This window comes from Microbispora sp. CL1-1, from assembly GCF_012034195.1.
GTDB lineage: Bacteria > Actinomycetota > Actinomycetes > Streptosporangiales > Streptosporangiaceae > Microbispora.
The window spans coordinates 89,203-114,957 of sequence record NZ_JAATEK010000025.1 but is presented as its reverse complement, the minus strand read 5'-3'; the positions used below and the strand labels follow the sequence as shown (position 1 = coordinate 114,957).

Sequence of the window (25,755 nt, the reverse complement as noted above, 5' to 3'; positions counted from 1 at the left end):
TGCTTCGCGGGAGTCCAGGCCGATGCCGCGGACCTGAAAGGCCTCCAGCGCCGCCGGGAAGTACTGCTTGAGGTGCGAACGCAACTGGTTGGACAGCTGCCCGCGGTTCCACACCGCATCCTGCTGCGCCCTGGCCAGCACCGCGATGGCCTGCACCAGTTCTGAATCGGCTGGCAAGGGCCGGTGCGCATCTGCGTCGGTGCGCAGTATGTTGGCCAATGCCATCGCGTCGGCGTGGTCGGACTTCGCGCGGGTGACCCGGTGGCGTTCTCGGTAGCGGGCCACTGCCATCGGGTTGATCGAGTACACCTTGCGTCCGGTCGCGCGCAGGCAGGAGATCAGCAGGCCTCGGGCGGTTTCCACCGCGACGGGGATTGGGTGCTCGGCGGTGTCACTGGCCTCGGCCAGCAGGTTGAGCAGTCGCCGGTAGCCCTCGGCGTTGTCGCTGATGCGCTGCTTGGCGACCAGCTTGCCGTTCTCGTCGATCAGTGCAACATCATGGTGTTTCTCCGCCCAGTCGATACCACAGGTGATCGCCAATGGAGCCTCCCGTGTTCTGATGTGCGCCCAGCGTGTGAGCCTGTGCGGGGTCACGCAGCGCCCTAATAGAAGGGCTCGGTGGCCCGACATCCGATGAGCAGTTCGCGGCCCCAGCTCACCGCACGGGTGTCAGTCTGTGGGCAGAGCTCGCGGCTCGCGTTGCAAGAGGGGAAGTCACCGTGCGGTCGGCTCAGGTCACGATCATGGCCCTCGTGCGGCCAGGAGCGCATCTGCTTCACGAGAGGCACGGCACCGGAGCCCGCCGCCTGTGGATAGGGGTCAAGCCCCGGGTTTCAAGTAGGAGTCATCCGGTGCCGTGCAGTGCTATTAGGTTCTAAGCATTGCTCCACCGCCGCCGCATCATGAGCGTGACGGTTAGTGGCACACGGCTATCGAGGCGCCGGCACCCCCTCAACTACTTGCCTGGGAGCCGTCATGTCCTTGCTCCAGGCGGGTGATCGGGTAGGAGGGGGGCCAACGCAGGGTCTCCGCCACGGCACTCGGACTGGTCGCACTTACGGGAGTGCCAGCTTCAGGCCTCTGCCACGTGTTCCAAGAGATTCCTGCAAGCTGTGCGGCAGCCTTCTGCGTGGGGATGTCCCGCTCGCGGCGGCGTTTCCGGACGGCGGTTCTCCCGAACCTTTCACGGTCGCGGCGAACTCATCGACCACTTGCTGGTTGCGCACGCCCTCCTCGCCCGCGCCCTCGAGGTCCATGCGCTGCGTCCGGCGGACGCGGCCAGTTCGCACGACGGGCCGCCCTCGGTGATCGAAGACTCCACCAGCCGCCGCGACGCGTCGGCCTCCGACCACGCCATGGTCTTCACCCGGCTCAGCCCCTGACATTCACCGGCACCGGAAAACGCCGCGCTGGGGACGACGCGCCAATCAAGCGCCCAATGGATCGGTTCGGCCATGATTCGTGGCCACCCTAGGTGCTCGGCTCGCGATGTGACAGTTCACACCCTTCCGAGCAGGAGAGGGGTGTCGGTCACGGTGAGCAGGAAACTCCGGCTGCTGCCGGGTTCCTGCTCACCGTGTCTGGCCAGAGCCGTCCGGTGATCGTCGCCGTCAGGGCAGGGAACGGGAGAGCGCTCGTACGGGCGCGCCGTCCGCGCCACCGATGTTGAGCGGGGTGAAGACGGACTCGACGCGTCTGCCGGACAGCTCGCCGAGGTTCGTCACATGCTCGGCGATGAGGATACCCGCGCGCAGGAGCACCTGGTGCACAGGCCAGGTGAAGCCGGCCGGGCGGAGATGGACGGGGAGGTCAGGCGTCGGTGTGTCGAGGGCGATCAACTTCACGCCGCGCTCGACGAACCAGTGCGCCAGTTCCAGTGACAGCGACGGGTGCTCGTCGTAGCGCGGGCTGCCGAAATACCGCCACCAGCCGGTCTCGAGCAGGACGATGTCATCTCGCTCGATGGCCTCGGCATCGACGAGGGCGTCCACTCCGAACACCTCTCGATCTCCTGCCCGGACCCGGCATACGATGCCGGGTCCGGTGAAGCGGCCGACGGGGAGATCGTCGATGGCGGGCCCACCGTCGATGAAGTGGCAGGGAGCGTCCACGTGGGTCCCGACATGCACCACCATGTCGATATGGGTGACGTTGAGCGGGTGTTCAGGCATGGACAGGAACCGCGAATAACGGGGCGCGGGGAAGGTCGGCACCCGGGGAAGGCCGTCGACGAGCCGATGGGAGAGGTCGACCCACTCACCGACGTCGGTGCCGCTCACGTCGTCACCGTCGAATGCTCACCCTCGTGTACGGACAACACTGCCTTGTTCCGCTCCTCGTACGGGCGGACGATCTCGGTGTGGTCCGCGGTCGCGGCCAGCGTCTGACAGGCGTCCACCCATGCGGCCAGAACGCTGTCAGCGACCGGTGTGGTCACATCGAGAGCTCGGGCCAATCCGACCGCGATGCCGACGTCCTTCTTCAGTAGGGCGGCGGTGAAGCCGGAATTGAAGGTGCGCGGAAGGACGAACCGGGGGAACTTGTGCTCAGTGGACCCGCTGCGACCGCTGCTCGTGTTCACGACATCGACGACGACTGCGGGATCCAGGCCGAACCGTGCGGCGACGATCAACGCCTCTGTCGACGCGACCAGGTGAGCCGCGGACATGAGGTTGTTCAGGGCCTTCACCGCGTGCCCCGCCCCCACCGGACCCACGTGGGTCACCTGGCGACCCACCGTGCGAAGGACCGGCCGCACCTCTTCCACGATCTCGCCGGGTCCGCCGACCATCACGGTGAGCGTCCCGGTCTCGGCTCCGGCGACTCCACCGCTGACGGGCGCGTCGAGGACGGTCACACCGGCGGCGCTCAGCTCGGCCGCCAATGCCTGCGTCCGCAGCGGCTCGGACGAACTCATGTCGACCAGCACGCGGAGCGCGCCCGGAGGGCGGTCACCGACGAGTTGAGCGGCGACTTTCTCCACCACCGATGACTCGGGCAGCATCAGCACGACGATCTCGCATCGATCGGCCATGCCGGGCAGGTCCTCGGCGCGAGTGGCTCCCCCTGCGAGGGCCCGGTCGAGCGCATCGGCCGATGTGTCGAAGGCCTGCACCTCGGCCCCGGCGGCGAGAAGACGGGCAACCATCGGGCTGCCCATGTTGCCGAGGCCGACGAAGCCGATCGGCCCCAGCTCCCGGAGGCCGGCGCCCAGATCACTCACCATCGATGCCGTCCAGTGCCACCTGGGCGTTCCGGCTCGCCTCCAACGCCGCCGGGACGCCGCAGTAGATCGCCGTCTGCAGGAGGACCTCCTGGATCTCCTCGACGCTGCAGCCGTTCCGGATCGCTCCCCGCACGTGCAGCTTCAGCTCGTCGGGCTTGCCCAGCGCGGTGAGCATCGCGATGTTGATCAGGCTGCGGGTACGGAGCTCCAGGCCGGGCCGCGTCCAGATCTTGCCCCAGCAGTATTCGGTGACGAGCTCCTGCAGTGGCTGACCGAACGGGGTGGCCCGCGTCCGCGACCGGTCGACATGCTCATCGCCCAGCACTCGACGGCGTACGCGGTCGCCGGCGGCGAGCATCGTCTCCGGTTCCGGCGGAGTTGCTGAGCTGCCGTTGTGCGAGGGAGTGCTGGCGGCGGTCATGGGGTCCTCTCGAGCGATCGGCAACGAAGTAGCCGTATTTAACCATGGTTTCAGACATCTGCAAGCAGCTATTGACCTATCAGACAGGTCTCCCTACTGTCTCTTGCAGCGTCACCCCCGGAGACGTCGATCAGAGCGTCGCGCCATCCCCGACCATGAGCACCCCTGGGCGTCCTTCCCACCCCAAGGTGGCGCCCGGGCTCGCCTGAGAGGACATAGAAAATGCCGACCCCTGCCCCGAAGCGACGGGCGCCCCGTCAGGTCCCGAGATCCAGCCGCGGAACGACCCACCCGCGCCGCCTGGCGTGGCTGGCCGTCGTGGGATCCGGAGCACTCCTGCTGAGTGCGTGCGGTGGTGTCGCGAACCAGAGTGCGAACGCCGGCGCGAACTCCGGCGACTGCGGCGACGAGATCGTGATCGGCGCCCCGTACCCGCTCTCCGGTCCGCTCGCGGAGTTCGGCACAAACTCGCTGCAGGGGATGCGGGTGGCCGCCGACGAGGTCAACGCGTCCGGCGGGATCGCCTCGCTCGGGGGAGCGAAGCTCAAGGTGGTACAGGAGGACACCAGCAGCAGCGATGTCGCGCAGGCGAAGAGCGCGGCGACGAAGTCGATCAAGAGCGACCACGCGGTCGCGCTGGTCGGCGCGTGGTTCAGCAACCTGACCACGACGGTCTCGACGGTCGCCCAGGAGGCTCGCGTGCCCTTGGTTACGCAGGCCTGGGCAGACTCGCTGTCCCAGCGCAAGTACGAGTACTACTTCCAGCCGCCGCCGAAGTCGTCGCAGATCGGCGGTGCCGCGACGTCGGATGTGCTGGCCGCGGCGCGGGCCGCGGGCCACAAGTTCACCCGGATCGCCGCTGTCGGGCCGAACGACACCGCGAACACGCAGCAGATCACGACCGCCATCCAGGCTTTCAAGGCCGCTGGCGTCGCCGCGAAGGATCCCGAGTTCTACCAGCCCGGTATCGCCGACGCGACACCGATCGTGAACCGCATCGTCGAGCAGAACCCGGACCTCGTGCTCATGTCCGGCCCGCCGGCCGACGTGACCCTGATCATCAAGGGACTGCGCGCCAGAGGGCTGGACGCTCCCATCCTGGGATTCGGCGGTGCCTTCGTGGCGCCGAGCCTGGGCAAGACGCTCGGTGACGATGTGAACGGCCTGATGGCGGTCGGGGCGTGGAACGACGACCTGCCGCTCGACGGAGTCGCGCAAGCGAGCGCGGCCTACAAGAAGCAGTTCAACGCCCCGTTCATGCCCATGGAGGCGGGGGAGTCCTGGGTGAACGTGCACCTGATCGCCGAAGCCATGAACCAGGCCAAGACCTGCGATCCGGACAAGATCGCGTCTCAGCTCCATTCGATGCACGTCACGTCCGGCCCGGCGGCCGCGATGCCCGGCGGTGAGGTGTCGTTCGATCAGGACGGCACCAACCCGCACGCCGTCCCGGTGCTCACGCAGTGGACGGACGGGGTGCCGAAGACGGTGTGGCCGCAGAAGTACGCGACGGTGCAACTGACCCTGGGCGCGCGATGACCGAGGCAACGTGTCGGACCCGCGGGGAGGTGCGTCGATGAGCACCCTCCTGCAGGTCCTCGTCTCCGGTGTCTTGGTGGGCGGTCTCTACGGGGTGATCAGCAGCGGGCTGTCGCTGAGTTTCGGAATCACCCGGATCGTGAACTTCGCCCACGCGGACTTCGTGACGATCGGGATGTATCTCAGCGTGGTCGCGGTCAGCGCGCTCGGATCGTTCGGGCTGTTCCTCACCCCGGTGTTCGGTCTCGCCATTGGTCTGCTGGGCGTGCTGGTCTACCTGCTGCTGCTGCGTCGGACCGCGGTCGGCGCGACGACCGAGGACGAAGCGCACCTGCCCCAGATCGTGATCACGGCGGCTCTCGGCATCTTCATCCAGTCGCTGTTGCTCGCCGTGTTCACCTCCACCGACCGCAGCGTCAACACCGTCCTGGACGGCGCGTGGCGGGCGGGAGGGCTGTCACTGTCCAAGGCGCAGGTGGTCGCCTTCGTGATCGCCGCTGTGGCCTTCGCCGTTCTCGATCTGGTCGTGAACCGGACGGAGTTCGGGCGAGGATTGCGAGCGGTCGTGGACGATGCCGACGCCGCGGCGATGGTCGGGGTGAACCGTCGGCGGGTCTTCTCGATCAGCATCGGGATCGGCGTCAGCTTGGCCGGCCTGGCGGGTGGCCTGCTTGCCACCTATCAGACCGTCAACCCGACGACCGGGTTCGGCTATCTCGCGCTTGCCTTCGTGACGGTCGTCCTCGGCGGCCTCGGCAGCATCCGGGGTGCCTTCATCGCCGGCATGGTCATCGGCGTCGTCCAGCAGGCGACGGCCACCTACGTGGCGCTCGACCTGCAGAACCAGGCGGTGTGGATCGGCTTCCTGGTCGTCCTGCTGGTGCGACCTCTGGGGCTCTTCGGAAAGCGGGTGATGACGTGAACCTGGTGCGGTCAGCACCCGGCCGACCGGCCTTGATCGCGCTGGCGGTGCTGCTCGTGGGCTGGTCACTGCCGTTCTGGCTCATCCAGACGCAGTTCATCCTCGTGGTGGCGATCTCCGCGGTCGTGTGGGCCATCGCCGCGCAAGGATGGAACATCGCCGGCGGCTACGGCGGCCTGCTCTCCTTCGGGCACTCGGTCTACTTCGGGATCGGCGCCTACACGACGGCATTGCTCACCATCCACTTCGGCCTCACCCCCTGGGTGGGCATGCTGGTTGGAGCGCTCGCCGCGGCGCTCGCCGGGGCGATCACGACGTTCCCGGCCCTCCGCCTCAAGGGCACCTACTTCACCCTCGCAACGTTCGTCCTCACTCTGCTCTTCGCCGATTTCGCCACACACTTCCGGGACTTCACCGGCGGCGATGTCGGCCTGAGCATCCCCTTCCTGCGCGACGCCCCCGAGATGTTCCAGTTCGACTCGGCACTCACCCTGTACTACGTGGTGGTCGCCATCCTCGCGGTGGTGACGCTGATCGTCGGTCTGCTCGCCGCGAGCAGGCTCGGTCTGTTCCTGCGTGCCAGCCGGGACGATCCCGATGCGGCGCGGGCGGCAGGCGTGGACGTGACCCGTGTCCGCCTCGTCGGGCTGTCGCTGAGCGCGGCGGTCACCGGGGTGGGCGGTGGCGTCATGCTGCAGTCCCTGCGGGCCATCGACCCCGTGACGGGATTCGGCGCCAACACGGCGTTCGTCATCGCCCTGGTGGCCCTCACCGGTGGGCGGGGAACCGTGGTCGGTCCGATCGTCGGCGCCGCCGTCCTCATCCCCGTGCAGCAGATCCTGTCCGCGCAGTTGTCCTCGGCTCCCCCGGGGCTGTCGGGCATGGCCTACGCGGTCGTCGTGGCCGCTGTGATGCTCGTCGAACGGCGAGGTCTCGTCTTCCTCATCGCTCGACTGGCGCGAGCGGTCACCGCCGCCGTCCGGGCGCGCCGGCCGCACCGACTCGGCGGGAGTCCGGCCAGCGGTGGCGAAGCCGCGCAAGCGGCCACCGTGCCCGCACAGGAAATCCCCGAACAGCCGAGGAGTGGATCGTGAGCGCCAGCCGTGAGAACGTCCGGACTGGTCCCGACGGGGAGCCGGGTCTGCTGCGGATCACCGGTGCCTGCGTGACGTTCGGGGGACTGCGAGCGGTGGACGACGTCTCGCTGGAGGTCGGCAGCGGCGAGATCGTCGGCCTCGTCGGTCCGAACGGAGCCGGCAAGAGCACTCTGTTCGGCGCGATCGCCGGAGCGGTCCGGCTCAGTGGTGGGTCCATCGAGTTCGCTGGGCGCGACGTCACCGGGCACGGAGCTCAGCGCATGTCGTCCTGGGGCGTCGCCCGGACCTTCCAGAAGGTCAGGTTGTTCCCCACCATGACGGCCGAGGAGAACGTGCTGGTCGCGGCACGCGCGCACCACCGGAATGCTCGCGAGGCCCACGAGGCGGTCGCCGCCGCGCTCGACATGGCCGGCTTCACCCTGGATCCGGCGACTCCCGCCACGGCTCTGGCCCTGGCGGACCGCAAGCGCGTCGAGATCGCTCGTGCGGTCGCCGCCCGCCCCCGGCTGCTGCTGCTGGACGAGATGCTCAACGGGCTCACGCGCCAGGAGACCGACGCTCTCGTGGCCGCGGTCGCGGAGCTTCCGGCGGCGGGGATCACCGTGATGCTCGTCGAACACGTGCTGCACGTCGTACGCAGCCTGTGCGATCGGCTGGCCGTGCTGCACCACGGCAAGCTGATCGCGACGGGCGACCCCGGCGACGTGCTCGCGCGGGACGAGGTCATCGAGGCATGGCTCGGACGAGCCCACGAGGAAGGAGCGCGCTGATGCTCGAGGTCCGGAATCTGTCGGCTCGATACGGCGACAGCCACGTGCTCGATGACGTCTCCTTCGCCGTCGCCGATGGCGACTTCTTCGGGATCCTGGGGCCGAACGGAGCGGGCAAGACCACCATCCTCCGAGCCCTGGCGGGGCTGACCCCACCAGACGCCACCGGCCACGTGCGGTGGAACGACATCGATCTGGCCGCCGAACCCGCGCACCGCAGGCCGGCGCTGGGAGTGGCCCACGTCCCGGAGGGGCGGCGCATGTTCTCGTCGCTCACGGTCGAAGAGAACCTGCTCATGGGGGCCTACCGACGGGGCAAGGCGTGGCAGAGCCGCAACCTCGACCGCGTCCTGGAGACCTTCCCGGAACTGGCCGACCGTCGCGACCAGCAGGCGGGCAGCCTGTCGGGAGGCCAGCAGCAGATGGTGGCCATCGGACGCGCGCTGATGGCGGAGCCGCGGCTGTTGCTGCTCGACGAGCCCTCTCTCGGGCTGGCGCCCGTCGTGGTCGCGCGGGTGTTCGAACTGCTCACCACTCTTCACCAGGCGGACGGCGATCTCACGATCGTCCTGGTCGAACAGAACGCATTGGAGGCGATCCCCCTGCTCACCCGTGGCTGCGTGATCGAGCGCGGCAGCGTCGTCATGGCCGGAACCCGCGCCGAACTCGAGGCGTCGCCGGCCGTTGCCCAGGCCTACTTCGGAGCTGCCTCGTGAGCGCCCCGTCGTCCCGCGCCACACCGCTGCGCGGCCGGACGGCGCTGGTCACCGGCGGGGGAAGCGGCATCGGTCAAGCCATCTGCGCTCACTTCGCCGCCGCGGGCGCGGCTGTCGCGGTGGTCGACCGGGACGGCAAGGCCGCGGCACGGACCTCCGACCAACTGGCCCGCTCCGGAGCCGTGAGCTGCGCCGTGACGCTGGACATCTCCCAGATCGAGCGAATCGACGCGGCGCTCGACGAGGTGGAGGTGGCACTGGGCATCCCGGACGTGGTCGTGAACAACGCCGGTGTCGGCGTGCACGCCGACTTCCTCGACGTGACGCCCGAGCTCTGGGACCAGACGCACTCCATCAACGCCCGGGGCACGTTCTTCATGACCCAGCGCACGGCCGCGCGTCTTGTGGCCCAGGGGCGGCCGGGTTCCATCATCAACGTGACCTCCGTCGTCGCGGAGCGGGTCTGGCTGCCCAGCACGGCTTACGCGGCGAGCAAGTCCGCGGTCCGCACCTTCACCGAGTACGCGGCCGCCGAACTCGGCCCGGCGGGTATCCGCGTGAACGCGCTCTGCCCCGGGCCGACCGATACCCCACTATCCGCTCCCCGCTACCAGGACCCCGACTATCGGGCCGGTCTGCTGGCGGTCGTGCCGCTCCGGCGCATCGGAACCGTTGACGATCTGGCCCGGGCGGCGGTGTTCCTCGCCAGCGACGAATCGGCGTTCACCACCGGCAGCACCGTCTACGTCGATGGTGGAAGGCGAGTCGGGTGACCGGCGCTCTTCGGCTGCTCACCGACGCCGGCGTCCGCGCCGGGGTAGACGTCCCGTCGTCGGTCGGCTCCACTGCACCGAACTGGCGGGGTGCCAGTGATTCGGACCCGGCGTCGGTCGAACGGGCCGACAAGGTTGTGAGCGACTCCCCGGAGCAGGCGGTAGCGGGGAACCGTCCATGGTTCCCCGCTCTGGTGCCGGATGCGCTCGGCGCCGTGGTCGCGGGCCGGCACGTCGCGCGCACCGGGGATGATGAGGTGACCCTCTGCCGCTCGACGGGTCTGGCCGGCTCGGAAGTGGTCCTGGCGGATCCGCTGCTCGACCGCATCGACCGCAGCCGCTCACGGTCAGGACTGGGAGAGAGCCATGCCCCTGTTCGATGACGGGGACTCCGCTGGACCAGCTGCGGCCGGCGCGGACGTGCCGCCGATCCCGGCGATGCAGGTCCGGCGACACGCGCCGATCCGGGAACAGGTTGCCGCGATCCTCCGCCAGGCGATCGTCGACCTGCGTCTTGAACCGGGCCAGGTGTTGATCGAACGTGAGCTGTGCGAGATGACATCCGCCAGCCGCCCATCGGTTCGCGAGGCCCTCCGGCAGCTCGAGGCGGAGGGGCTCGTCGAGTCGGTCAACGGCCGGGGCACGATCGTGCGGGCGATCACCCGGGAGGAAGCGCGACAGGTCTACGTCGTTCGCGCCAACCTCGAGGGGCTCGCCGCTCGCCTCTTCGCCGAACAGGCCGGGAGCGCCCTGCGCCACGACCTGCGCGCCGCGATGGCACACCTGACGGAGAGCATCCACAGCGGCGCCTCCTCTACGAGCCTGATGGCCGCCAAGAACCTGCTCTACGACATCCTCTTCGAGGGCGCCGGGAACGAGGTTCTGCACCAGCTGGTGCGGATCCTGCATCACCGGGTGACGCAGTTGCGAAGGCTTACACTCGCTCAGCCCGGTCGTCCGGCTCAGAGCGCACGGGAGCTTCAGGAGATCGTCGACGCGATCGAGCGCCGGGACGGCGAGGCCGCCGATGCCGCCGCCGTCCGGCACGTCCAGGCTGCCGCCGCGGTCGTGCTCGGCGTCCTGGAGTCATCGTCCACCGCGCTTGACTCCCCACCCACCCCCAGGCCCTAGACACGACCTAGAGGAGTGGCGATCGCTGCGCCCGCCTCACGTCCACCCCGTGCACGCCCACCCCTGGAGCACATTCCGGGCAGCGCGCACGGAGCAATCGGAATCGCGTAGAGAGAAAGAGGTAACGATGGTCATCCCCACGCCGAAGCCGAGGCGGTTTCCGACGCTCCCGCGACGAGCCGGCGCGGAGGAGCGGTGAGTCCCGCGTCCAGTGCCGGGGTCGCGCTTGTCACTGGTGCGGGCCGCGGGATCGGCAGGGCGACCGCCGAGCGTCTCGCCCGCGACGGTCTGCGGGTGGTCGTGGCCGACCGGGATGAGGAGTCGGCCGCTCGGGTCAGTGAGGGCATCACATCTGGAGGCGGATGTGCCGAGGCGCTCTGCCTCGACGTGACCGATCGCGACGCCGTCCGCGGAGCCGTCGAGGACGTCATGACGCGCCACGGGCGACTTGCCGTCGTCGTGAACAACGCTATGTGGATCCGGTACAAGCCCTTCCTGGATTTCACCGAGGATGACATCGACGGCATGCTGGCCGTCGGTCTCAAGGCCGTGTTCTGGACCATGCAGGCGGCCATCGCCGCCATGTCCGAGCAGGGCGGCGGCGTCATCGTCAACGTGTCGTCGCCGGCGGCGTGGCGGGGAATGCCGGGCACGGCCGTCTACTCGGCGGTGAAGGGTGCCGTCACCAGCCTCACCCGGCAAGCCTCACGCGAGCTCGGACCGCTCGGTATCCGCGTGAACGCGGTCATCCCCGGAGCCATCCCGACGGAAGGGGCACGGCAGATCGTCGACGAGGCCGGCTACGACCTCCGTCGCCAGATGACACCGCTGGCGCGACTTGGCTCCCCCGAGGAGATCGCCGCCGGCATCGCCTGGCTGGCGTCCGAGGACGCCTCCTACGTCACCGGCCACCTCCTCGCGGTGGACGGCGGCATCCTCGCCTCCTGATCCCGGCCGGGCGGGACCGCGAGTCCGCTGAACTGGTCGTACGGATCAACGCACACTGCAAGAAGGAGTGAACATTATGGCGATCACCAAGGGCGCGGCTGCCGCCGGGATGTCAGAGGAGCGACTGGCCCGTCTTGAGGAGGTGGTGCAGGCCGACCTCGATTCCGGGCTCTACCACGGTGCCTCAATCCAGGTCGCCCGGCATGGAGAACTGGCCTTGGACCTGGTGGCAGGCCACGCTGACGAGGGCAAGACGCGACGGCTCGAGAGCGACACCGTCTTCACGATCTTCTCGGTGACGAAGACGTTCATCAACATCCTCGCCCTGCGTGCCGTCGAGCTGGGGCAGTTCGCCCTGACGACCCCGATGGTGGAGATCATTCCGGAGTTCTCCGGCGCTCCACGGGAGCGTGCCACGATCTTCCACTTCCTCACGCACACGGCCGGGCTACCGGGGGTATGGGAGGTCAGGACCGGGATGCCGATGGACCGCCTCGGCGACATCGTCGCCGCGGTCTGCGAGAACCTGCACGGGGTGGTCGAGCCGGGGTCCAGGTGCGACTACTCGCCCATGGCAAACCACGCGCTCCTCGGTGAGGTCCTGCGCCGGACCGATCCGAAGAAGCGGACCATCAACGAGATCCTCGACGAGGACCTGTTCCAGCCCCTCGCAATGTCTGATACGGCCCTCGGCATCAAGCCGCACATGCGAGAGCGGCATGCCTTCCCCGACCTGCGCGGCAACCTGGCGGTCCGGCACACGTCCTCCACGACGCCGGGGGACCAGGGGCTCTTCGCCTCCGAGTCCAACGAGGCGACCTGGGTCGGGGCGGCGTCAACGACCCGTGATCTCATGCGGCTGGCGGAGATGCTGAGGAATGGTGGCAGCCTTGACGGGGCGCGTATCCTGTCCCCGCGCATGATCCAGATGGCGCGCCAGAACTGGACCGGCGAGCTGCCCAACGAGATCTACCGAGCGGTTGCCCTGCGGCACGGTTACACCCCGCCGCCGGCCAACCTGGGCCTTGGGTTCACGGTGCGCGGCCACGGGGTGGTGCGCCACATCTTCGGCACGATGACCTCACCCGAGACGTTCGGGAACTTCGGCTTCGGCAGCAGTATCTACTGGGTCGATCCGGACCTCGACCTGACCTTCGTCGCGCTGACGACGGGGCTGCTGGGACAGGCAGCCAACATCGATCGCTTCCAGCGGCTGGCCGATCTCGTCGTCGGCGCTGCCGTGTAGCAGCCGGTCAGGATCCTCACTCAGAATGAGGTCGGGCCACCGCGCGCGGTGACCCGACCTCATTCTGAGCGGCCATCCCGAGAGCGTGCGATGTCGGGCCGCCCGCGCGCCGGTGCCCAGAGCGATTCCGCTCGCCCGAGCGAAGCTGCCGTCTTATAACCAACCACGCGCAAAGTTTCGGATACATTCGGGTCATGTGGGAGATGCAGGTCCAACGCCATGCCCCCATCCGTGAGCAGGTTGCGGCTATTCTCCGGCAGGCCATTGTCGACATGCGACTCAAGCCTGGCCAGCTGCTCATCGAACGGGAACTCTGCGAGCTGACCTCGGCGAGCCGTCCGTCGGTGCGCGAGGCGCTCCGGCAATTGCAGGCCGAGGGTCTGGTCGAGTCCGTGAACGGCCGGGGAACCATCGTCAGCGTGGTCACCCCCGGCCAGGCACGCCAGGTGTACGAGGTGCGGGCCAACCTGGAGGGTCTGGCGGCACGCCTCTTCACCCAGTACGCGTCGGACGAACAGCGCGAAGCTCTACGCACCGTCATGGCGGCGTTGTCCGAGTCGGTCAGTCGCGAGGACGAGCCCGCCGCGATCATGGCCGTGAAGAACAGGTTCTACGACGTGCTCTTCGAGGGGTCGAGGAACGAGGTGCTGCAGCAACTTGTGCAGAGCCTGCATCGGCGTGTGACCCAACTGCGGGCTCGGACCCTGGCGTCCGTAGGGCGCCCCGCCCAGAGTGAGGCCGAGATCAAAGCGATCGTCGATGCCATCGAGGCGCGCGACGCGGACCTGGCTGATCTCGCCGCTCGACGCCATGTCCTGGCCGCGGCGGCCGTGATCCTCGGCAGCGGTACGGAGTCGATCGCCGGCACCACCGCGTAGAGGTGTGCGTCGTCGCCCCCCCTCTCTCTCAGGGCGCGTATCGAGTTGTGATCAAGGGCTGGTCCGGGTGAGGTCTTTGATCCAGATCATCGCGGCACGGAGGTGGAGGCCGGCGAGGTAGCTCGCAGGGGTTTTGTCGTAGCGGGTGGCGATGCCTCGCCAGGCCTTCAGCTTGTTGATCAGGCGTTCTACGGTATTCCGTTCCTTGTACAGGCCGGTGTCGTGACTGACGGGCCCGGCCGCCCTCGCTGCCCTTGTTCTTCCGCTTGGCGGCCTGGTCCCTCTTTTCTGGGGTGACTGCCTTGATACGACGTCCGCGTAGGTAGGCGCGGTTGCCGCGGGATGAGTAGGCTTTGTCTGCGGCGACCGCGCCGGGCGCCCTCCGGCCGATCCGGAGGCCAAGGGCCTGGTCGAACGCGCCAACGGCTATTTGGAGACCTCCTTCCTGCCCGGCCGGTCGTTTGCCGGCCCCGCCGACTTCACCGGGCAGCTGAGCGATTGGCTGGTGCGGGCCGCTACCCGTCATCACGGGCGGCTCGGTTGCCGGCCGACCGACCGGTCGCCAGTTCGCGTCCGCGCGCGGTGACGTATGGTGCGACGAGCCGGTACGGCCCGTGCAGGATGTACGGCGGGGCAAGATCGTGCGGATAGGTCTCGGCCCGCTGCTGAGCAATCTCCAAAGCGCGATTGAACGGCTCGATGCCCCGTAGGACTTGAGCAGCACAAGATTGACCGGTGTGAAGTAGACCTCAACCGCGTCGTCCGTCGCAGGCTGCACGATCACTCGGTCGGCGCGACCGGCGGCAGGGGCAGCATCGCCACCCGGTCGGCCTCCCACGCCGCCGATCCAGGGCGTACTGGTCGAGCGGGAAGAGCGTCCGCTTCAGGATCGTGCCTCGGCTGAGACTGGCGGAGAACAGCCAGGCCGAGCTGAAGACCAGCCCGCCTCATCCAACCCCGTCAACAAAAGGGACATAAACGCGCGAACCGACCTTTGAGACGAGCGGGCCGCCGGGCGTTGCACGGCCCGCTCGCCTGGGACGGTCATCGCGGGGCGGGGGCGTCAGGCGGCGGGGGTGCGGCGGCATGCTCGGCGAGGCCGCGCAACAGATCGACGAGCTGGCCGCGTTCGGACTCGGAGAGCCACCCGAAGATGTGCTCGCCCACCTGTTCGGTGATCCGCCGCGCCTGCGTCAGGGTCTCCTCGCCACGGCGCGTGAGCACGATGGAGTACGCGCGCCGGTCCTGCGGCGCCCGTTCACGCGAGACCAGCCCGCCGTCTTCCAGCTCGTCGATGAGCCGGACCATCGTGGACTTGTCGATGCCCATGTGATCGATCAGATCCCGCTGGCTGACCGGGCCGTACATCGGCAGCGCGAGCAGCACGGTGAATCCGCGGACGTTGATGCCCACCGGGCGCAGCGCCTCGTTGAGCCGCTCACGGCTCCGGTTGTGGGCCTCGGCCAGCAGCATGCCGAGTCCTACATGATCGGCGGCCGCGCCGCCATCGCCGGACAGGAGCCGTTCGAGCAGGTCGGGGCGCATGCGCTCATTCTAGTGTTACCCGAGGTAGTCTCATATGAGATTATCTTATGTGAGATTCGCTAGACGGGGAGACGTACATGCCTGAGCAGACCGTCGGGCACGCGCAGAGCCGCTGTCGTGCGGGAGGGCGCCGATGATCGGGGCACCGACCGGCGGGCGGGCGACCGACCACGTGATGATCGCGACGAATGTGGTCAAGACGTATGGCGCCGGCGATGGCGCGGTCAGGGCGTTACGCGGGGTTTCCGCCGCGTTCGCCCGGGGCGAGTTCACGGCGATCATGGGTCCGTCGGGGTCGGGGAAGTCGACGTTCCTGCACTGCCTGGCCGGTCTCGACACCGTGACCTCCGGCACCGTCCTCGTCGACGAGGTCGACCTCACCACCCTGTCACGCACGCGGCTCACCGAGGTCCGCCGCGAGCGCATGGGCTTCGTCTTCCAGTCGTTCAATCTCCTGCCGATGTTGACCGCCGAGGAGAACATCCGGCTAACCGTGGGGCTGGCAGGCCGTCACGCGGAGCAGGAATGGTTCGACACGCTGGTGGACGCGCTGGGGTTGCGCCCACGGCTGGCGCACCGGCCCGCGGAGATGTCGGGTGGTCAGCAGCAACGGGTGGCCGTGGCGCGGGCGATGCTGAGCAGGCCGGAGGTGCTGTTCGCGGACGAGCCGACAGGAAACCTGGACTCCCGCTCCGGCGCGGAGGTGCTGGGCTTCCTGCGCGCGGCCGTCGACGACTACCGGCAGACCGTGGTCATGGTGACGCACGACCCGGTGGCCGCCGCGTACGCGGACCGGGTGCTGTTCCTGAGCGACGGGACGATCGTGGACGAGCTGGCCGCGCCCACCATCGACGCCGTACACGCCCGCATGCGCAAGATCGAGGACTGAGGCCATGGGAAACCCTCTGTGGCTCATCGCGCGCCGGACCTTCGCCGAGGGCTGGCTGCGGCTGACCGCCACACTGCTGGCGGCACTGGGATCGGTCGCGCTCATCGCGGGCTCGCTGCAGTTCGCGTTGCGCGCGCAGGAGGCGGTGGCGGGCAGCGACGCCAGCGAGTACGTGCGCGCGGACGTGCTGGTGCAGGGCGGAACGGTGGATCCGGACGACCCGTACGCGCCACCCGACGGGTGGGTGCGGCTCGATCGCCTCACCTCAAGACCGGACGTGGCAGCGGCCGTCGGCGACGCCACGGTGACGGTGACGGCCATGCGTCCCGACGGGCAGGCGATCACGGCCGCCGCCGAGGGCCGCACCCTGCTGCGCCCCTGGGTGCCCGACCCGCGGCTGAACCCCTACCTGCTGGAGGCGGGACGCGCACCCGCCGCCGACGACGAGGTGGCCGTCGTCCGGCATGTGTCGCGCGCCGGGGAGCTGCGCGTCGGCGACACCATGACGCTGACGCTGCCCCACCAGACGCGCCAGGTGCGGATCACCGGGATCGTCAGCGTCCATGGCCGCGGCGCGGTGGCCGCCGGCGACCTGGTGCTGGCCCCGCCCGAGACCGTCCGGCGCGCCGCCATGCTGCCCGAGGGCAGGTGGCAGAGCGTCTGGCTGAAGGCCGCACCGGGCGTGTCCGCCGATCGGCTTCGCGACGCCCTGGCCCGCGACCTGGCCCGTGACATGGCCCGTGATCTGGGCGGCACGGCCGCGGTGCGCACCGCCGCATCCGTACGCCAGGCGCAGGCCGCCGCCGCTGCCGGTGAGGGCGCCTCCGTCGCCGGCGTCGTCGGCATGCTCGCCTCCGTTGCGATCTTCGTCGGCCTGTTCGTGGTGGCCAACACCTTCGGCACCCTCGTACGGCAGCGCACCCGGCGACTCGCGCTGCTCGGCGCGATCGGCGCCACGCCGCGGCAGGTCGGCAGGCTCATCCGGCTGGAGGCACTGTTGCTGGGCGGGATCGCCTCCGCAGGCGGCGTGGCCGCGGGCTTCCCGGTGTCCGAGCTGATCATCCGGTTGTTCGCACGAGACGGCTTCGACGTCTCCGCCTCCGACGCCCAGTACGGCTGGGTCGCGCTGGCCCTCCCTGCCGCTGCCGGGATCGTGGTGACTCAGGCCGCCGCGTGGCGGGCGGCGCACCGTGCCGCGGACGTCTCGCCCGTCCAGGCGCTGCGCAGCAGCGTGGCGGAGCCCCGGGAGCGCCGCCGGCCGCGCCTGCTGTCCGCGTCCGTGATCTTCGCGGGCGCCTGCTTCTGGTACATGGTGGCGGTCGTGGTCCGCGCAGACGAGCCGCCCGGGCCGGACCGCACGTTCTCCGTCGCCCTCATGAACCTTTTCGGGACGCTGCTGACCGTGACAGGGCTGGCCGTGCTCACGCCGTTCTTCGTCGGGCCGCTGGGCGGGCTGGTGGGCCGCGTCGGGACGCTGGTCAGCGGGGAGACCGGACGGCTGGCGCGCGCCACCATCACCCGCAGCCCGCGCCGGGTCTCCTCGGCCGCCTCCTCGCTGATGCTCGGCGTCGCACTGCTCGCCTCCGTGGTGCTGGTCACGATGTCGGTGCAGGACCGGTTCCGTGAGGCGGGACGGCAGGTGATGGCGGCCGAGCACGCGATCGCCTCCACCGCGAGGACCGCCGAGGGTGCGCCCGCTCCGCTGGCCAGGGATGTCGCGGCGAAGGTCACGGGCGCACATGGGGTGTCCCGGGCGGTCGTCCTGACCCGGACCGAGGTCACGCTGGTGTCGCCGGAGCCGGACGCGGCCGGCCTGGAAGAGCCGGGCATCGCCGGATCGGAGGAGGCGGCTGAGCCGTTCCGATTCCTGGTCAGTGGTGTCGAGCCGGCCGGGCTGCGGGACGTCCTGAGGCTGGGCGGCCGGCCGCCCGCACTGCGTACAGGGCAGATCGCGCTGTCGTCGGCCGTCATGAAGGAACGGGGACTCCGCCGCGGCCAGGACCTCGTCGTGCGTGGCGCGCGGGGCCGCGTCACGCTTACGGTGGCGGGCGCGTACCACGATCCGTCCCACCTGTTCGCCGACCAGGCGCTGGTGGCCCCGGCGACGATGGACCTGCTCGACGCCAACGCCGCCACCGTGGCGGTGCTCGTGCGTGGCGGCTCGGCGGAGACCCTGGCGCGCGCCGTGGCCGGGGTGCCGGGCGTACGCGTTCTCGGCCGCGACGCGTACGTGGAGGCGGCGTCGCAGTCGCTCACCCGGGCGTTGCGCGCGACGCACAGTTTCGTCGGCATGGCGCTGTTGCTGGCGCTGTTCGGGATGGCGACCACGGTGTCGATGAGCGTCGCCGAACGCAGGCGGGAGTTCGGGTTGCTGGGGGCCGTGGGCGCGACCATGCGGCAGATCCGCTCGATCGTCCGCTGGGAGGCGGCGGCCGTGGTCGCCCTCGGCACGATCCTCGGTTTGGTGATCGCGATGGGCACGCTGGAGCTGCTGCATCTGACGAGCGGCAGCTCGTACCTGCGCCCGGCCCCGCAGTGGTGGCTGTTCCCGCTGGTCGCGGCGGGTGCGGCCGTGGCGACGCTGGCGACCTCGACGCTGCCCGCGCGCCGGGCCGCGTCCGTACCCGTCCTGGAGGCGGCCAGGGCGCAGTGAGCCCCCACGTCCGGTGACGCCGACGGCTTCCAGCGGTACGGGCGGCGACCACGCCAGGCGCGGCAGATGTCCGACGAACGTCTCCGCCCTGGATCGCCGACGTCCCGGGCCGGAAGCCTTGCCGCATCCGCCCGGAGCGAGGTTGGCGACGGCGGGTCGCATCTCGGCAAAGTGGACTATATAGTCCATGTACTGTGGCCTCTTGCTGGTGAACCACGCTGGCATCATGCCTTCAAGGCGGTCGTGGCATCGGATAACTTGGACTATTGGGTCCACTATGCTGGTGTCCGGCTGATTCTCGACAGCTATCTGTAACTCTCGCCGAAGACGATCAGTGGCGCTCGTCCGTGAGCGACGCGCCCATCGATGCGCGCGGCCGGCCGGTCCGCCGCTCTTCACTCACTCCGCGTAGGAAGAAGGCAGATCGACATGGATCTCGACAGGCTCATGGGCAAGCACCTGACCAGGTATTTCGACCCCGGCAGGACCATTCCGGAGGAGACCCTTCAGCGGTTGCTGCGGTTCCTGCGCTCCACGCCCTCGTCGGTGAACGTGCAGCCCAACCACTTCTACGTCGTCGCCACGCCGGAAGGGAAACAGCGGCTCGCGAGCAACCTGGGCGAACGGTTCATGGACAACAGCGAGAAGATCCTGAACGCGTCGCACACGATCATCCTCACCACCAGGGCGGATGTGTCTGACAGCCACCTTGAGGCGGTGTTCGCCAAGGAGCGGGCCGACGGCCGCTTTCCCGACCCCGCCAAGCAGGAGCTGTGGGAATCGATGACCCGTGACTTCCTCAACCTGCGCAGCTACGGCTACAAGGACCTGAACCACTGGATGGAGAAGCAGACCTACATGGCGGTGGGCCTGACCATGATGGCGGCCGCCGAGCTGGGCGTCGAGGCCACACCGCTGGAAGGGTTCGACCCGGCCAGCGTCGACAAGGCGTTCAAGGTCCGCGAGACCGGGCACAGCACGACGGTGCTGCTGGCGCTCGGCTACCCCGACCCGCGCAAGGTGTACAGCAACCCGATCTCGCGGTTCGACGCCGACCGGCTGTTCACCTTCGTCTGAACCGCCGACACTCACAACACAGAAGGGGACAGTCCCGATGAAAGCCATCGTGGTGACCGACCAGGCCGCTGGAACGGCCGGGATGACGCTCGCGGAGCGGCCTGAGCCGTCCGCGGCGATCAACGACGTCGTCGTCCGGATTCACGCCTCCGGCTTCGTCCCGACCGAGATGGAATGGCCGTCGACCTGGACCGACCGCACCGGACGGGACCGGACGCCGTCGATCCCCGGCCACGAGCTGGCCGGAGTGGTCAGCGCCCTCGGCTACGGCACGACCGGGCTGTCGGTCGGGCAGCGGGTGTTCGGCCTGGCCGACTGGCACCGCGACGGCACCCTCGCCGAGTACGTGGCGATCGAGGCGCGCAATCTCGCGCCGCTGCCCGGCGATGTCGACTTCACCGCGGGCGCGTCCCTGCCGATCTCCGGGCTGACCGCGTGGCAGGGGCTGTTCCAGCACGGCCGTCTTCAGGCCGGGCAGACCGTCCTGGCCCATGGTGCGGCCGGGGCGGTCGGGACGATGGTGACCCAGCTCGCGCGGGAGGCCGGGGCGTACGTCATCGGCACCGGGCGCGCCGCCGACCGCCAGAAGGCGCTCGACTTCGGCGCGCATGAGTTCCTCGACCTGCAGAACGATGCGCTGAGCGACGTCGGTGGCGTCGATCTGGTCTTCGACGTCATCGGCGGGGACGTGCAACGGCAGTCCGCCGCCCTGATCAGGCCCGGGGGAACGCTGGTGTCCGTCGTCGGCCCGGTCGAGGCGCGGCCCGCAGACGGTCTGGCGATCGACTTCGTGGTCGAGGCCGATCGCGCCCAGCTGGATGCGATCGTCCAGCGGGTGCGGGATGGACGGCTGCGGACCAACATCGGCACCATCGCCCCCCTCGACGACGCCGTCGCCGCTCTCAATCCGACCGAGCGGCTCAAGGGGAAGACGATCATCCGCGTACGTCCGTGAGTTCTTGACGACAGCGACATTTCCCGACTCGTACGGGAGTGGTGGCCGGGCCGGCCTGCCATCCGGCGTGCACGCCGCGTGATCGCGGCCGGCTCTGGCATATGGACAAAACAGTCGGGCAGTGACCCGGCCGCCGCGTGCGTGGCGTTGCCATGCTCGAAAGTCGTGATGCTCGAAAGAGGAGGCAGTGAGCGACCCGGAGACCGATCGCGACAACCGCCGATGGGTGCGTGATCTCGCCACGGCCGGTCCCGCCAGGGAGGCGGCATGCAGGGAGCTGTATCCCTTGCTGCTTCGCATCGCGCGTTCCGAGGCCCGTCGCCGTGCGCCGAGCCTGGGGCTGTACGGCCCGGAGCTTGAGGACATCGCTCGCCAGGCCGCCGCTGACGCGTTGATGGCGGTCACCGAGCGGCTGGACACGTTCCGAGGTGAGGCGCGGTTCACCACGTGGGCGGGCAAGTTCGTGCTCTTCAACGTCGCCGCCAAGATGAACCGGCACTTCTGGCGTCGCCACGAGGTCTCCTACGATCAGGAGGACTGGTCCAGGATCGAATCGAGGGCCGACGTGGGCCCCGACGACGAGGCGCAGGTCCGGGAGTTCGCGGCGGCGGTCTCGACCGCGGTCGAAGAGCATCTGTCGGAGCGTCAGCGCATCGTGTTCCTCTCGACGGTCCTCAACGGCATGCCGATGGATGTCCTGGCCGACGAGCTGGGCTCGACCCACAACGCGCTCTACAAGGTGCTCTTCGACGCCCGGAAGAAGCTCCGCGCGGCGCTGGTGGCGGGCGGCTACCTTGCCCGAGGCGCCTGAGGCCCTGAGGCCCTGAGGCCCTGGGGTCCTGAGGTTCTGAGGTCGCGAGGTCCTGGGGTCCTGGGGTCCTGAGGTCGCGAGGTCCTGAGGCCCGCGGAACAACGAGGCCGGCACCCGACCACGTCGCGAGGCCCGCGGCCTGGTGGTCTGCGCCACCAGAACTCGCGTGTGCCGACTCGGCGGCAGCGCGATCGGGCCCTCGTGTCGTCGCCGGCGGAGGCGCCGTTGATCGTCGGGCGACTACGGCATCCGTCACTCGGCGACCGGGGCGTCGGTCGTGGTCGTCAGCGCTCGAAGCAGCGATCGGGCGTCGTACGGGCCGACGTGCCGGCGGCCGTTGATGAAGAGCGTGGGGACGGCGGTGATGTTCATGGCCTCGGCGTCGAGCATGTCGTCGCGCACCCGGCCGGTGACCTCGGCCGAGATGAGGTCCTTCTCGAACCGCTCCAGGTCCAGGCCCAGGTCGCGGGCGATCCGGATGATGTCGGACGGCCGCTGGTTGTCCTGGTCGTCCAGGATCGTGCGCGCGAAGTCGAAGAATCTGCCCTGCGCCGCCGCGGCCTCGGCCGCCTCCGCCGCCGCGAGGGCGTTCGGGTGGATCTGCACGAGCGGGGCGTGCCGCCACACATAGCGGAGCCGGTCTCCGAGCACGTCGCGCACCTCCAGGATCGAGCCGGTCGCCTTGAGGCAGAAGCCGCACTGGAAGTCGCCGTACTCGACGATCGTGAAGGGAGCGTGCGGGTCGCCGAGCACGTGGTCGCGCTCCGGGTCGACCGGGCGCGCGAGCGTCTGACCCGAGTCGTCGTCGGGGCGCGCGGCATCCGAGATCCGGAAAGTGATCGTCGCGAGCACGAAGGCGATGACGGATGCCGCGAGCACGCCCACCCGTGCCTCGTTGCGCGCGAGCTCGTCGTCGATCGCGAGGTCCACGATGAACAGCGAGATGGTGAACCCGATCCCGCACAGGACGGCGCCGCCGAGGACGCGATCCAGGGTGAGCCCCGCCCCGAGCTCGCCGAGCTTCAGGCGCCGCAGGAGCGCGCTCGATCCGAAGACACCGAAAAGCTTGCCGGCGACGAGACCCACGACGATGCCCCACGTCAGGGCGGAGCGGGCGGCGCCGGCCAGGAGCTCGGAGCTCAGTACGACGCCCGCGTTGGCGAGGGCGAACAGCGGAAGGATGACGTACGCGACGTACGGGGCGTAGGCCGCCTGGAGCCGCTCGTTGATCGAGATGGATTCGCGGAGGCTGTTCGCGGCGGCGCGGGCATACTCGGTGCTGGGCGACTGGCGGAAGGTGCGCGCGAGCTCCAGTGCGTGTTCGACGTCGGTGCGGTTGGGGCGATACACGGGCACCAGCAGCGCGATCGCGACGCCCGCGAGGGTCGGGTGCACACCCGAGGCGAGGAAGGCCAGCCACACCACGATCGCGAGGGATACGTACACCGGCCCGCGGCCGCTGGGGAGATAGCGCGTGACGTACACCCCGGCGAGCCCGGCGGCGGCGACGAGGAGCGGCAGCGGGGTGAACCTCTCGGTGTAGACCAGCGCGATGATGCTGAGCGCCCCGATGTCGTCGACGACCGCGAGCGCCAGGAGGAAGACACGCAGGCGTCCGGGGACGCGAGGGCCGACCAGGGCCAGGGCGCCTACGAGGAAGGCCGTGTCGGTCGAGATCACGACTCCCCACGCGTGCTCGTTTCCGGAGCCCTGCGCGATGAGGACGAAAAGGAGCGCGGGCACCACCAGGCCCGCGACGGAGGCGGCGACGGGCACGAGGGCACGGGACCAGCTCGTCAGCTCGCCGATCGCGAACTCCCGGCGCACTTCGAGCCCGACGGTGAAGAAGAAGATCGCCATCAGCGCGTCGTTCACCAGCGCGTGAAGCGTGAAGTCCAGATGCCGGTCACCGACGCCGACCATCAGATCGGTCGCCCAGAACGTCTCGTACGACGGCAGGGACACGTTGGCCCAGACGATCGCCGCGAGCGTCGCGACGAGGAGGATCAGGGCGCCGATCCGGTTCTGGCCCATCGCGCCGATCCGCGCGGCGATCGACGGGCGCCGGCGAGCGCCGGTGGCACCCCGCTCAGGGGCGAGTGAGGTCTGGGTGACGGTGGGGTTCGTCATGATTACTCCCACGCCGGCCGTTCCCGCTCATGTCGGGATGCGGGTCGCGTGCGGCGATGACGGTGAACACGGTGGCGGCGAGGGCGAGTTGTCGCTTCTGTGCAATGTACGCGGTGCCGGGTCCTACTCGGCCTCGTCGACGAGAAGCTCCGCCGCGGGGTCGGCTTCGAGCCGCTCGTCCGGAATGGGCCGGCCGCTGCGCAACGAGACTCCGTACGTGCCGGCCCGCAGGCGCTCGCGGGCCCGGTCGAGCGCGGCCAACCGTGCGCTGAGCTGCTCGGCCACGGCATCGTCAAGCAGCTCTTGAGCGAGCGGGCTCGCCGAGTCGAAGACCGAGATCCTCGCGTCGGCGGCCGCCTCCAGGTCGGCCGCCCGCACCGCGGCCGAGTATGTGAGCAGTTCCTTGACGCGTGCACGTTCACGCTCGATCAACTCGAGTGCCCGGGTCGGGTCCATCTGTGACTCCCTGGTGGTGACGATCGGCGATCGGCGTCGGCGGCGGGGCCTCGGCCGGCCAGGTCATGGCTCCTGGCTCTCTCCTGGTTAGTGCCGGGGAGTCCGCGTCTCTTACGTCCGCATCTCCTACGTCCGCTCGCGGTGCCGCGAATGGACTATTCAGTCCAGTGCGGCGTGGCGTTGTCGACCACTGTGCGCGCCGCCGGGCGTGCCCGTCCCCGCGTGGAGGAGCAGCGTTGGCGTACGAGGTCACTGCCACCGGTTCGATCATCGGCGCGCCGTGGTTGCGCCGATCTCGGGGTGGCCCATCCGATATTGGACTGAGCAGTTCACTTATTGTGTGGGTTGCGACCCATTTCCATTTGTCCACCATGAGAAAATGGACTGGATAGTCCCGTAAAGGGCGGAGCGTGTGAGCCGGGAGGGATTGATGAGGACCCACTTCGCGGAGGTCCTGGCCAGCGAGAGCGTGTGTCTGGCCGCAGTCACAAACGGGGCGAAGCTGGCCGGTTGGCGCCGCCGGGTCGTCGAGGAGCTCATGACGCCCAGGTCGCCGTACGCGCTCGCGCTGAGACAAGCAGGTGACGGCGCTGAGCGAGCCGACTTCCTCGATCGGTGGCGCGAACTCATCACCGAGACGCTGGACCGATTGCGGCGGTCCGGCTCGACGGGCGACACACACTGCTCCTCGGGCCAGACGCGAAAGGCCGATGCCGATCCCCGGAAAACCGCGGTGCTCATTCTCGCGGCGCTGCATGGGGGCAGCACGCTGAGCCAGATCGCGAAAGACCCTTGGCCGCTCAACGCCGCGCTCGACCTCGCGCTCGCACCTTTTGTGGCAACCGAGGACAACGGCCCAGCAAGGACGGTAATGAGTAGTCCGATCGGTACCATGAGCCCGTGATGACGACCGCTGACTCGCACAATGGCAGACGCCTGACGGCGCGCGGTGCAAAGACGCGGACAAGGATCGTCACCGCCGCGAGCGACCTGATGTACGTAAAGGGAGTCAGGGCTACCACGCTTGATGACGTGCTGGCGGCGAGCGGAGTCAGCAAGTCGCAGTTGTATCACCACTTCGACGGCAAGGACGCGCTCGTGCGGGCCGTCATCGACCACGTGGGAGAACGCGTCATCGAGCGCGAGCGCGAGGCACTCGGCCATGTCTCGACGATCCGGGGCCTGCGACGCTGGCGGGACGCGTTGGTCCAGAACAACGCCCTTCGGCATGGCGCCTACGGCTGTGCGCTCGGCTCGCTGGCCTCCGAGGTCTCCGATCACGACGCGGTCGCACGCGAAGCCCTGTCTCGGCTGTTCAACGAATGGCAGGGACTGCTGGCCGGCGTGTTGCGACGACTTCAAGACGGTGGTGGACTCGCGCCCGAGGCGTCGGCGGACCAGCTCGCGACCGGGCTCATGGCCGCCCTCCAGGGCGGGTACATGCTGGCCCAGACCGCGCGCGATGTCACCCCGATGGCGACGGCACTCGACATGGCACTCGCGCACATCGAGAGCCTGTCGAAAGACTGAGCTCGTCGCCGTACGGTCCCGGCCGCGAGCCGAAGTCGCAGG

General features: G+C 69.2%; 26 protein-coding genes and 1 pseudogene. 20 read left to right on the top strand and 7 right to left on the bottom strand.

Translation table 11 applies throughout. The features are described from left to right. The coding region (locus HCK04_RS26325; protein WP_142650069.1) for a transposase at positions 1 to 540 on the bottom strand (540 nt) is incomplete at its 3' end. Between the two features lie 671 nt (positions 541 to 1,211). Here HCK04_RS26325 and HCK04_RS26320 point away from each other — a divergent pair. Continuing rightward, positions 1,212 to 1,382: a hypothetical protein gene (locus tag HCK04_RS26320; RefSeq protein ID WP_168066275.1), complete on the top strand. Its 171-nt coding sequence runs from the start codon at positions 1,212 to 1,214 to the stop codon at positions 1,380 to 1,382. Between the two features lie 228 nt (positions 1,383 to 1,610). On the opposite strand, the gene HCK04_RS26315 is transcribed toward HCK04_RS26320, so the two are convergent. Genes HCK04_RS26315 through HCK04_RS26305 form a run of 3 tightly spaced genes read right to left on the bottom strand, consistent with a single transcriptional unit; the run spans position 1,611 to position 3,647 of the window. After that, positions 1,611 to 2,279, bottom strand: a complete 669-nt coding sequence (locus HCK04_RS26315; RefSeq protein WP_142650068.1) for a cyclase family protein — start codon at positions 2,277 to 2,279, stop codon at positions 1,611 to 1,613. After that, complete coding sequence (locus HCK04_RS26310) at positions 2,276 to 3,226, bottom strand: NAD(P)-dependent oxidoreductase (protein WP_142650067.1); 951 nt, start codon at positions 3,224 to 3,226, stop codon at positions 2,276 to 2,278. The genes HCK04_RS26315 and HCK04_RS26310 overlap by 4 nt, the downstream gene beginning before the upstream one ends. Beyond that, positions 3,216 to 3,647 (bottom strand): carboxymuconolactone decarboxylase family protein, encoded by a 432-nt coding sequence (locus tag HCK04_RS26305; protein WP_221889973.1) that lies wholly within the window; start codon positions 3,645 to 3,647, stop codon positions 3,216 to 3,218. Before HCK04_RS26305 ends, HCK04_RS26310 begins: the two co-directional genes overlap by 11 nt. A gap of 414 nt (positions 3,648 to 4,061) precedes the next feature. On the opposite strand from HCK04_RS26305, the gene HCK04_RS26300 reads away from it, so the two are divergent. The 12 genes and pseudogenes from HCK04_RS26300 to HCK04_RS26240 form a co-directional block, all read left to right on the top strand. Beyond that, entirely contained in the window at positions 4,062 to 5,186 is a 1,125-nt protein-coding gene (locus HCK04_RS26300) for an ABC transporter substrate-binding protein (protein ID WP_168066273.1), read from the top strand. 37 nt (positions 5,187 to 5,223) lie between these two features. Then, the gene (locus HCK04_RS26295) at positions 5,224 to 6,108 is read left to right on the top strand and encodes a branched-chain amino acid ABC transporter permease (RefSeq protein ID WP_142650065.1); all 885 of its coding nucleotides are present in this window, start codon (positions 5,224 to 5,226) and stop codon (positions 6,106 to 6,108) included. Then, a complete protein-coding gene (locus HCK04_RS26290; protein ID WP_168066271.1) occupies positions 6,105 to 7,202 on the top strand; it encodes a branched-chain amino acid ABC transporter permease in 1,098 nt (365 codons plus the stop codon). The genes HCK04_RS26295 and HCK04_RS26290 overlap by 4 nt, the downstream gene beginning before the upstream one ends. Continuing rightward, positions 7,199 to 7,975, top strand: a complete 777-nt coding sequence (locus tag HCK04_RS26285; protein WP_168066269.1) for an ATP-binding cassette domain-containing protein — start codon at positions 7,199 to 7,201, stop codon at positions 7,973 to 7,975. Before HCK04_RS26290 ends, HCK04_RS26285 begins: the two co-directional genes overlap by 4 nt. Further along, entirely contained in the window at positions 7,975 to 8,691 is a 717-nt protein-coding gene (locus tag HCK04_RS26280) for an ABC transporter ATP-binding protein (RefSeq protein ID WP_142650063.1), read from the top strand. Before HCK04_RS26285 ends, HCK04_RS26280 begins: the two co-directional genes overlap by 1 nt. Then, positions 8,688 to 9,464, top strand: coding sequence for an SDR family oxidoreductase (locus HCK04_RS26275; protein WP_168066267.1), 777 nt, complete (start codon positions 8,688 to 8,690; stop codon positions 9,462 to 9,464). Before HCK04_RS26280 ends, HCK04_RS26275 begins: the two co-directional genes overlap by 4 nt. After that, the gene (locus HCK04_RS26270) at positions 9,461 to 9,847 is read left to right on the top strand and encodes a hypothetical protein (protein ID WP_142650062.1); all 387 of its coding nucleotides are present in this window, start codon (positions 9,461 to 9,463) and stop codon (positions 9,845 to 9,847) included. The genes HCK04_RS26275 and HCK04_RS26270 overlap by 4 nt, the downstream gene beginning before the upstream one ends. Next, positions 9,831 to 10,595 carry a GntR family transcriptional regulator gene (locus HCK04_RS26265; RefSeq protein ID WP_142650061.1) on the top strand — a complete coding sequence of 255 codons (765 nt, stop codon included), beginning with the start codon at positions 9,831 to 9,833 and terminating at the stop codon, positions 10,593 to 10,595. The genes HCK04_RS26270 and HCK04_RS26265 overlap by 17 nt, the downstream gene beginning before the upstream one ends. Positions 10,596 to 10,790: 195 nt before the next feature. After that, positions 10,791 to 11,543 (top strand): SDR family NAD(P)-dependent oxidoreductase, encoded by a 753-nt coding sequence (locus HCK04_RS26260; protein ID WP_142650060.1) that lies wholly within the window; start codon positions 10,791 to 10,793, stop codon positions 11,541 to 11,543. A 76-nt stretch (positions 11,544 to 11,619) separates the two neighbouring features. Then, positions 11,620 to 12,789, top strand: coding sequence for a serine hydrolase domain-containing protein (locus tag HCK04_RS26255; RefSeq protein WP_142650059.1), 1,170 nt, complete (start codon positions 11,620 to 11,622; stop codon positions 12,787 to 12,789). 194 nt (positions 12,790 to 12,983) lie between these two features. After that, positions 12,984 to 13,667 (top strand): GntR family transcriptional regulator, encoded by a 684-nt coding sequence (locus HCK04_RS26250; protein ID WP_142650058.1) that lies wholly within the window; start codon positions 12,984 to 12,986, stop codon positions 13,665 to 13,667. 382 nt (positions 13,668 to 14,049) lie between these two features. Next, a pseudogene (locus tag HCK04_RS26240) lies at positions 14,050 to 14,184 on the top strand (IS21 family transposase); the annotation flags it as partial. A 527-nt stretch (positions 14,185 to 14,711) separates the two neighbouring features. Here the strand turns inward: HCK04_RS26240 and HCK04_RS26235 are convergent. Continuing rightward, complete coding sequence (locus HCK04_RS26235) at positions 14,712 to 15,212, bottom strand: MarR family transcriptional regulator (protein ID WP_142650056.1); 501 nt, start codon at positions 15,210 to 15,212, stop codon at positions 14,712 to 14,714. Positions 15,213 to 15,345: 133 nt separating this feature from the next. Here HCK04_RS26235 and HCK04_RS26230 point away from each other — a divergent pair, with 133 nt between their 5' ends. The 5 genes from HCK04_RS26230 to HCK04_RS26210 all read left to right on the top strand — a co-directional run bounded on the left by HCK04_RS26230 (position 15,346) and on the right by HCK04_RS26210 (position 21,597). Further along, positions 15,346 to 16,101 carry an ABC transporter ATP-binding protein gene (locus tag HCK04_RS26230; protein WP_205830718.1) on the top strand — a complete coding sequence of 252 codons (756 nt, stop codon included), beginning with the start codon at positions 15,346 to 15,348 and terminating at the stop codon, positions 16,099 to 16,101. A gap of 4 nt (positions 16,102 to 16,105) precedes the next feature. Beyond that, the gene (locus tag HCK04_RS26225; protein ID WP_142650055.1) at positions 16,106 to 18,754 is read left to right on the top strand and encodes an ABC transporter permease; all 2,649 of its coding nucleotides are present in this window, start codon (positions 16,106 to 16,108) and stop codon (positions 18,752 to 18,754) included. A gap of 429 nt (positions 18,755 to 19,183) precedes the next feature. Further along, positions 19,184 to 19,831 (top strand): nitroreductase family protein, encoded by a 648-nt coding sequence (locus tag HCK04_RS26220; protein WP_142650054.1) that lies wholly within the window; start codon positions 19,184 to 19,186, stop codon positions 19,829 to 19,831. A 37-nt stretch (positions 19,832 to 19,868) separates the two neighbouring features. After that, the gene (locus tag HCK04_RS26215; RefSeq protein WP_142650053.1) at positions 19,869 to 20,786 is read left to right on the top strand and encodes an NADP-dependent oxidoreductase; all 918 of its coding nucleotides are present in this window, start codon (positions 19,869 to 19,871) and stop codon (positions 20,784 to 20,786) included. Positions 20,787 to 20,973: 187 nt separating this feature from the next. Continuing rightward, positions 20,974 to 21,597: a sigma-70 family RNA polymerase sigma factor gene (locus HCK04_RS26210; RefSeq protein ID WP_142650052.1), complete on the top strand. Its 624-nt coding sequence runs from the start codon at positions 20,974 to 20,976 to the stop codon at positions 21,595 to 21,597. 252 nt (positions 21,598 to 21,849) lie between these two features. Here HCK04_RS26210 and nhaA read toward each other — a convergent pair whose 3' ends face one another. Both nhaA and HCK04_RS26200 read right to left on the bottom strand, forming a co-directional pair. Next, positions 21,850 to 23,727: a Na+/H+ antiporter NhaA gene (gene nhaA / locus HCK04_RS26205; RefSeq protein WP_142650051.1), complete on the bottom strand. Its 1,878-nt coding sequence runs from the start codon at positions 23,725 to 23,727 to the stop codon at positions 21,850 to 21,852. A gap of 123 nt (positions 23,728 to 23,850) precedes the next feature. Continuing rightward, on the bottom strand, positions 23,851 to 24,183 hold the full coding sequence (locus tag HCK04_RS26200) for a TraR/DksA family transcriptional regulator (protein ID WP_142650050.1): 333 nt from the start codon (positions 24,181 to 24,183) through the stop codon (positions 23,851 to 23,853). A 430-nt stretch (positions 24,184 to 24,613) separates the two neighbouring features. Here HCK04_RS26200 and HCK04_RS26195 point away from each other — a divergent pair, with 430 nt between their 5' ends. Together HCK04_RS26195 and HCK04_RS26190 are read left to right on the top strand one after the other, a co-directional pair. Next, the gene (locus tag HCK04_RS26195; protein ID WP_142650049.1) at positions 24,614 to 25,087 is read left to right on the top strand and encodes a hypothetical protein; all 474 of its coding nucleotides are present in this window, start codon (positions 24,614 to 24,616) and stop codon (positions 25,085 to 25,087) included. After that, positions 25,087 to 25,713 (top strand): TetR/AcrR family transcriptional regulator, encoded by a 627-nt coding sequence (locus tag HCK04_RS26190; RefSeq protein WP_142650082.1) that lies wholly within the window; start codon positions 25,087 to 25,089, stop codon positions 25,711 to 25,713. The genes HCK04_RS26195 and HCK04_RS26190 overlap by 1 nt, the downstream gene beginning before the upstream one ends. Positions 25,714 to 25,755: the final 42 nt, after the last annotated feature.

Coding starts and splice junctions, on each gene's coding strand:
- HCK04_RS26310 (WP_142650067.1), bottom strand. CDS start 3,226: ATGGTGAGTGATCTGGGCGCCGGCCTCCGGGAGCTGGGGCCGATCGGC.
- HCK04_RS26305 (WP_221889973.1), bottom strand. CDS start 3,647: ATGACCGCCGCCAGCACTCCCTCGCACAACGGCAGCTCAGCAACTCCG.
- HCK04_RS26295 (WP_142650065.1), top strand. CDS start 5,224: ATGAGCACCCTCCTGCAGGTCCTCGTCTCCGGTGTCTTGGTGGGCGGT.
- HCK04_RS26280 (WP_142650063.1), top strand. CDS start 7,975: ATGCTCGAGGTCCGGAATCTGTCGGCTCGATACGGCGACAGCCACGTG.
- HCK04_RS26265 (WP_142650061.1), top strand. CDS start 9,831: ATGCCCCTGTTCGATGACGGGGACTCCGCTGGACCAGCTGCGGCCGGC.
- HCK04_RS26255 (WP_142650059.1), top strand. CDS start 11,620: ATGGCGATCACCAAGGGCGCGGCTGCCGCCGGGATGTCAGAGGAGCGA.
- HCK04_RS26250 (WP_142650058.1), top strand. CDS start 12,984: ATGTGGGAGATGCAGGTCCAACGCCATGCCCCCATCCGTGAGCAGGTT.
- HCK04_RS26235 (WP_142650056.1), bottom strand. CDS start 15,212: ATGCGCCCCGACCTGCTCGAACGGCTCCTGTCCGGCGATGGCGGCGCG.
- HCK04_RS26230 (WP_205830718.1), top strand. CDS start 15,346: ATGATCGGGGCACCGACCGGCGGGCGGGCGACCGACCACGTGATGATC.
- HCK04_RS26225 (WP_142650055.1), top strand. CDS start 16,106: ATGGGAAACCCTCTGTGGCTCATCGCGCGCCGGACCTTCGCCGAGGGC.
- HCK04_RS26220 (WP_142650054.1), top strand. CDS start 19,184: ATGGATCTCGACAGGCTCATGGGCAAGCACCTGACCAGGTATTTCGAC.
- HCK04_RS26215 (WP_142650053.1), top strand. CDS start 19,869: ATGAAAGCCATCGTGGTGACCGACCAGGCCGCTGGAACGGCCGGGATG.
- nhaA (WP_142650051.1), bottom strand. CDS start 23,727: ATGACGAACCCCACCGTCACCCAGACCTCACTCGCCCCTGAGCGGGGT.
- HCK04_RS26200 (WP_142650050.1), bottom strand. CDS start 24,183: ATGGACCCGACCCGGGCACTCGAGTTGATCGAGCGTGAACGTGCACGC.
- HCK04_RS26195 (WP_142650049.1), top strand. CDS start 24,614: ATGAGGACCCACTTCGCGGAGGTCCTGGCCAGCGAGAGCGTGTGTCTG.
- HCK04_RS26190 (WP_142650082.1), top strand. CDS start 25,087: ATGACGACCGCTGACTCGCACAATGGCAGACGCCTGACGGCGCGCGGT.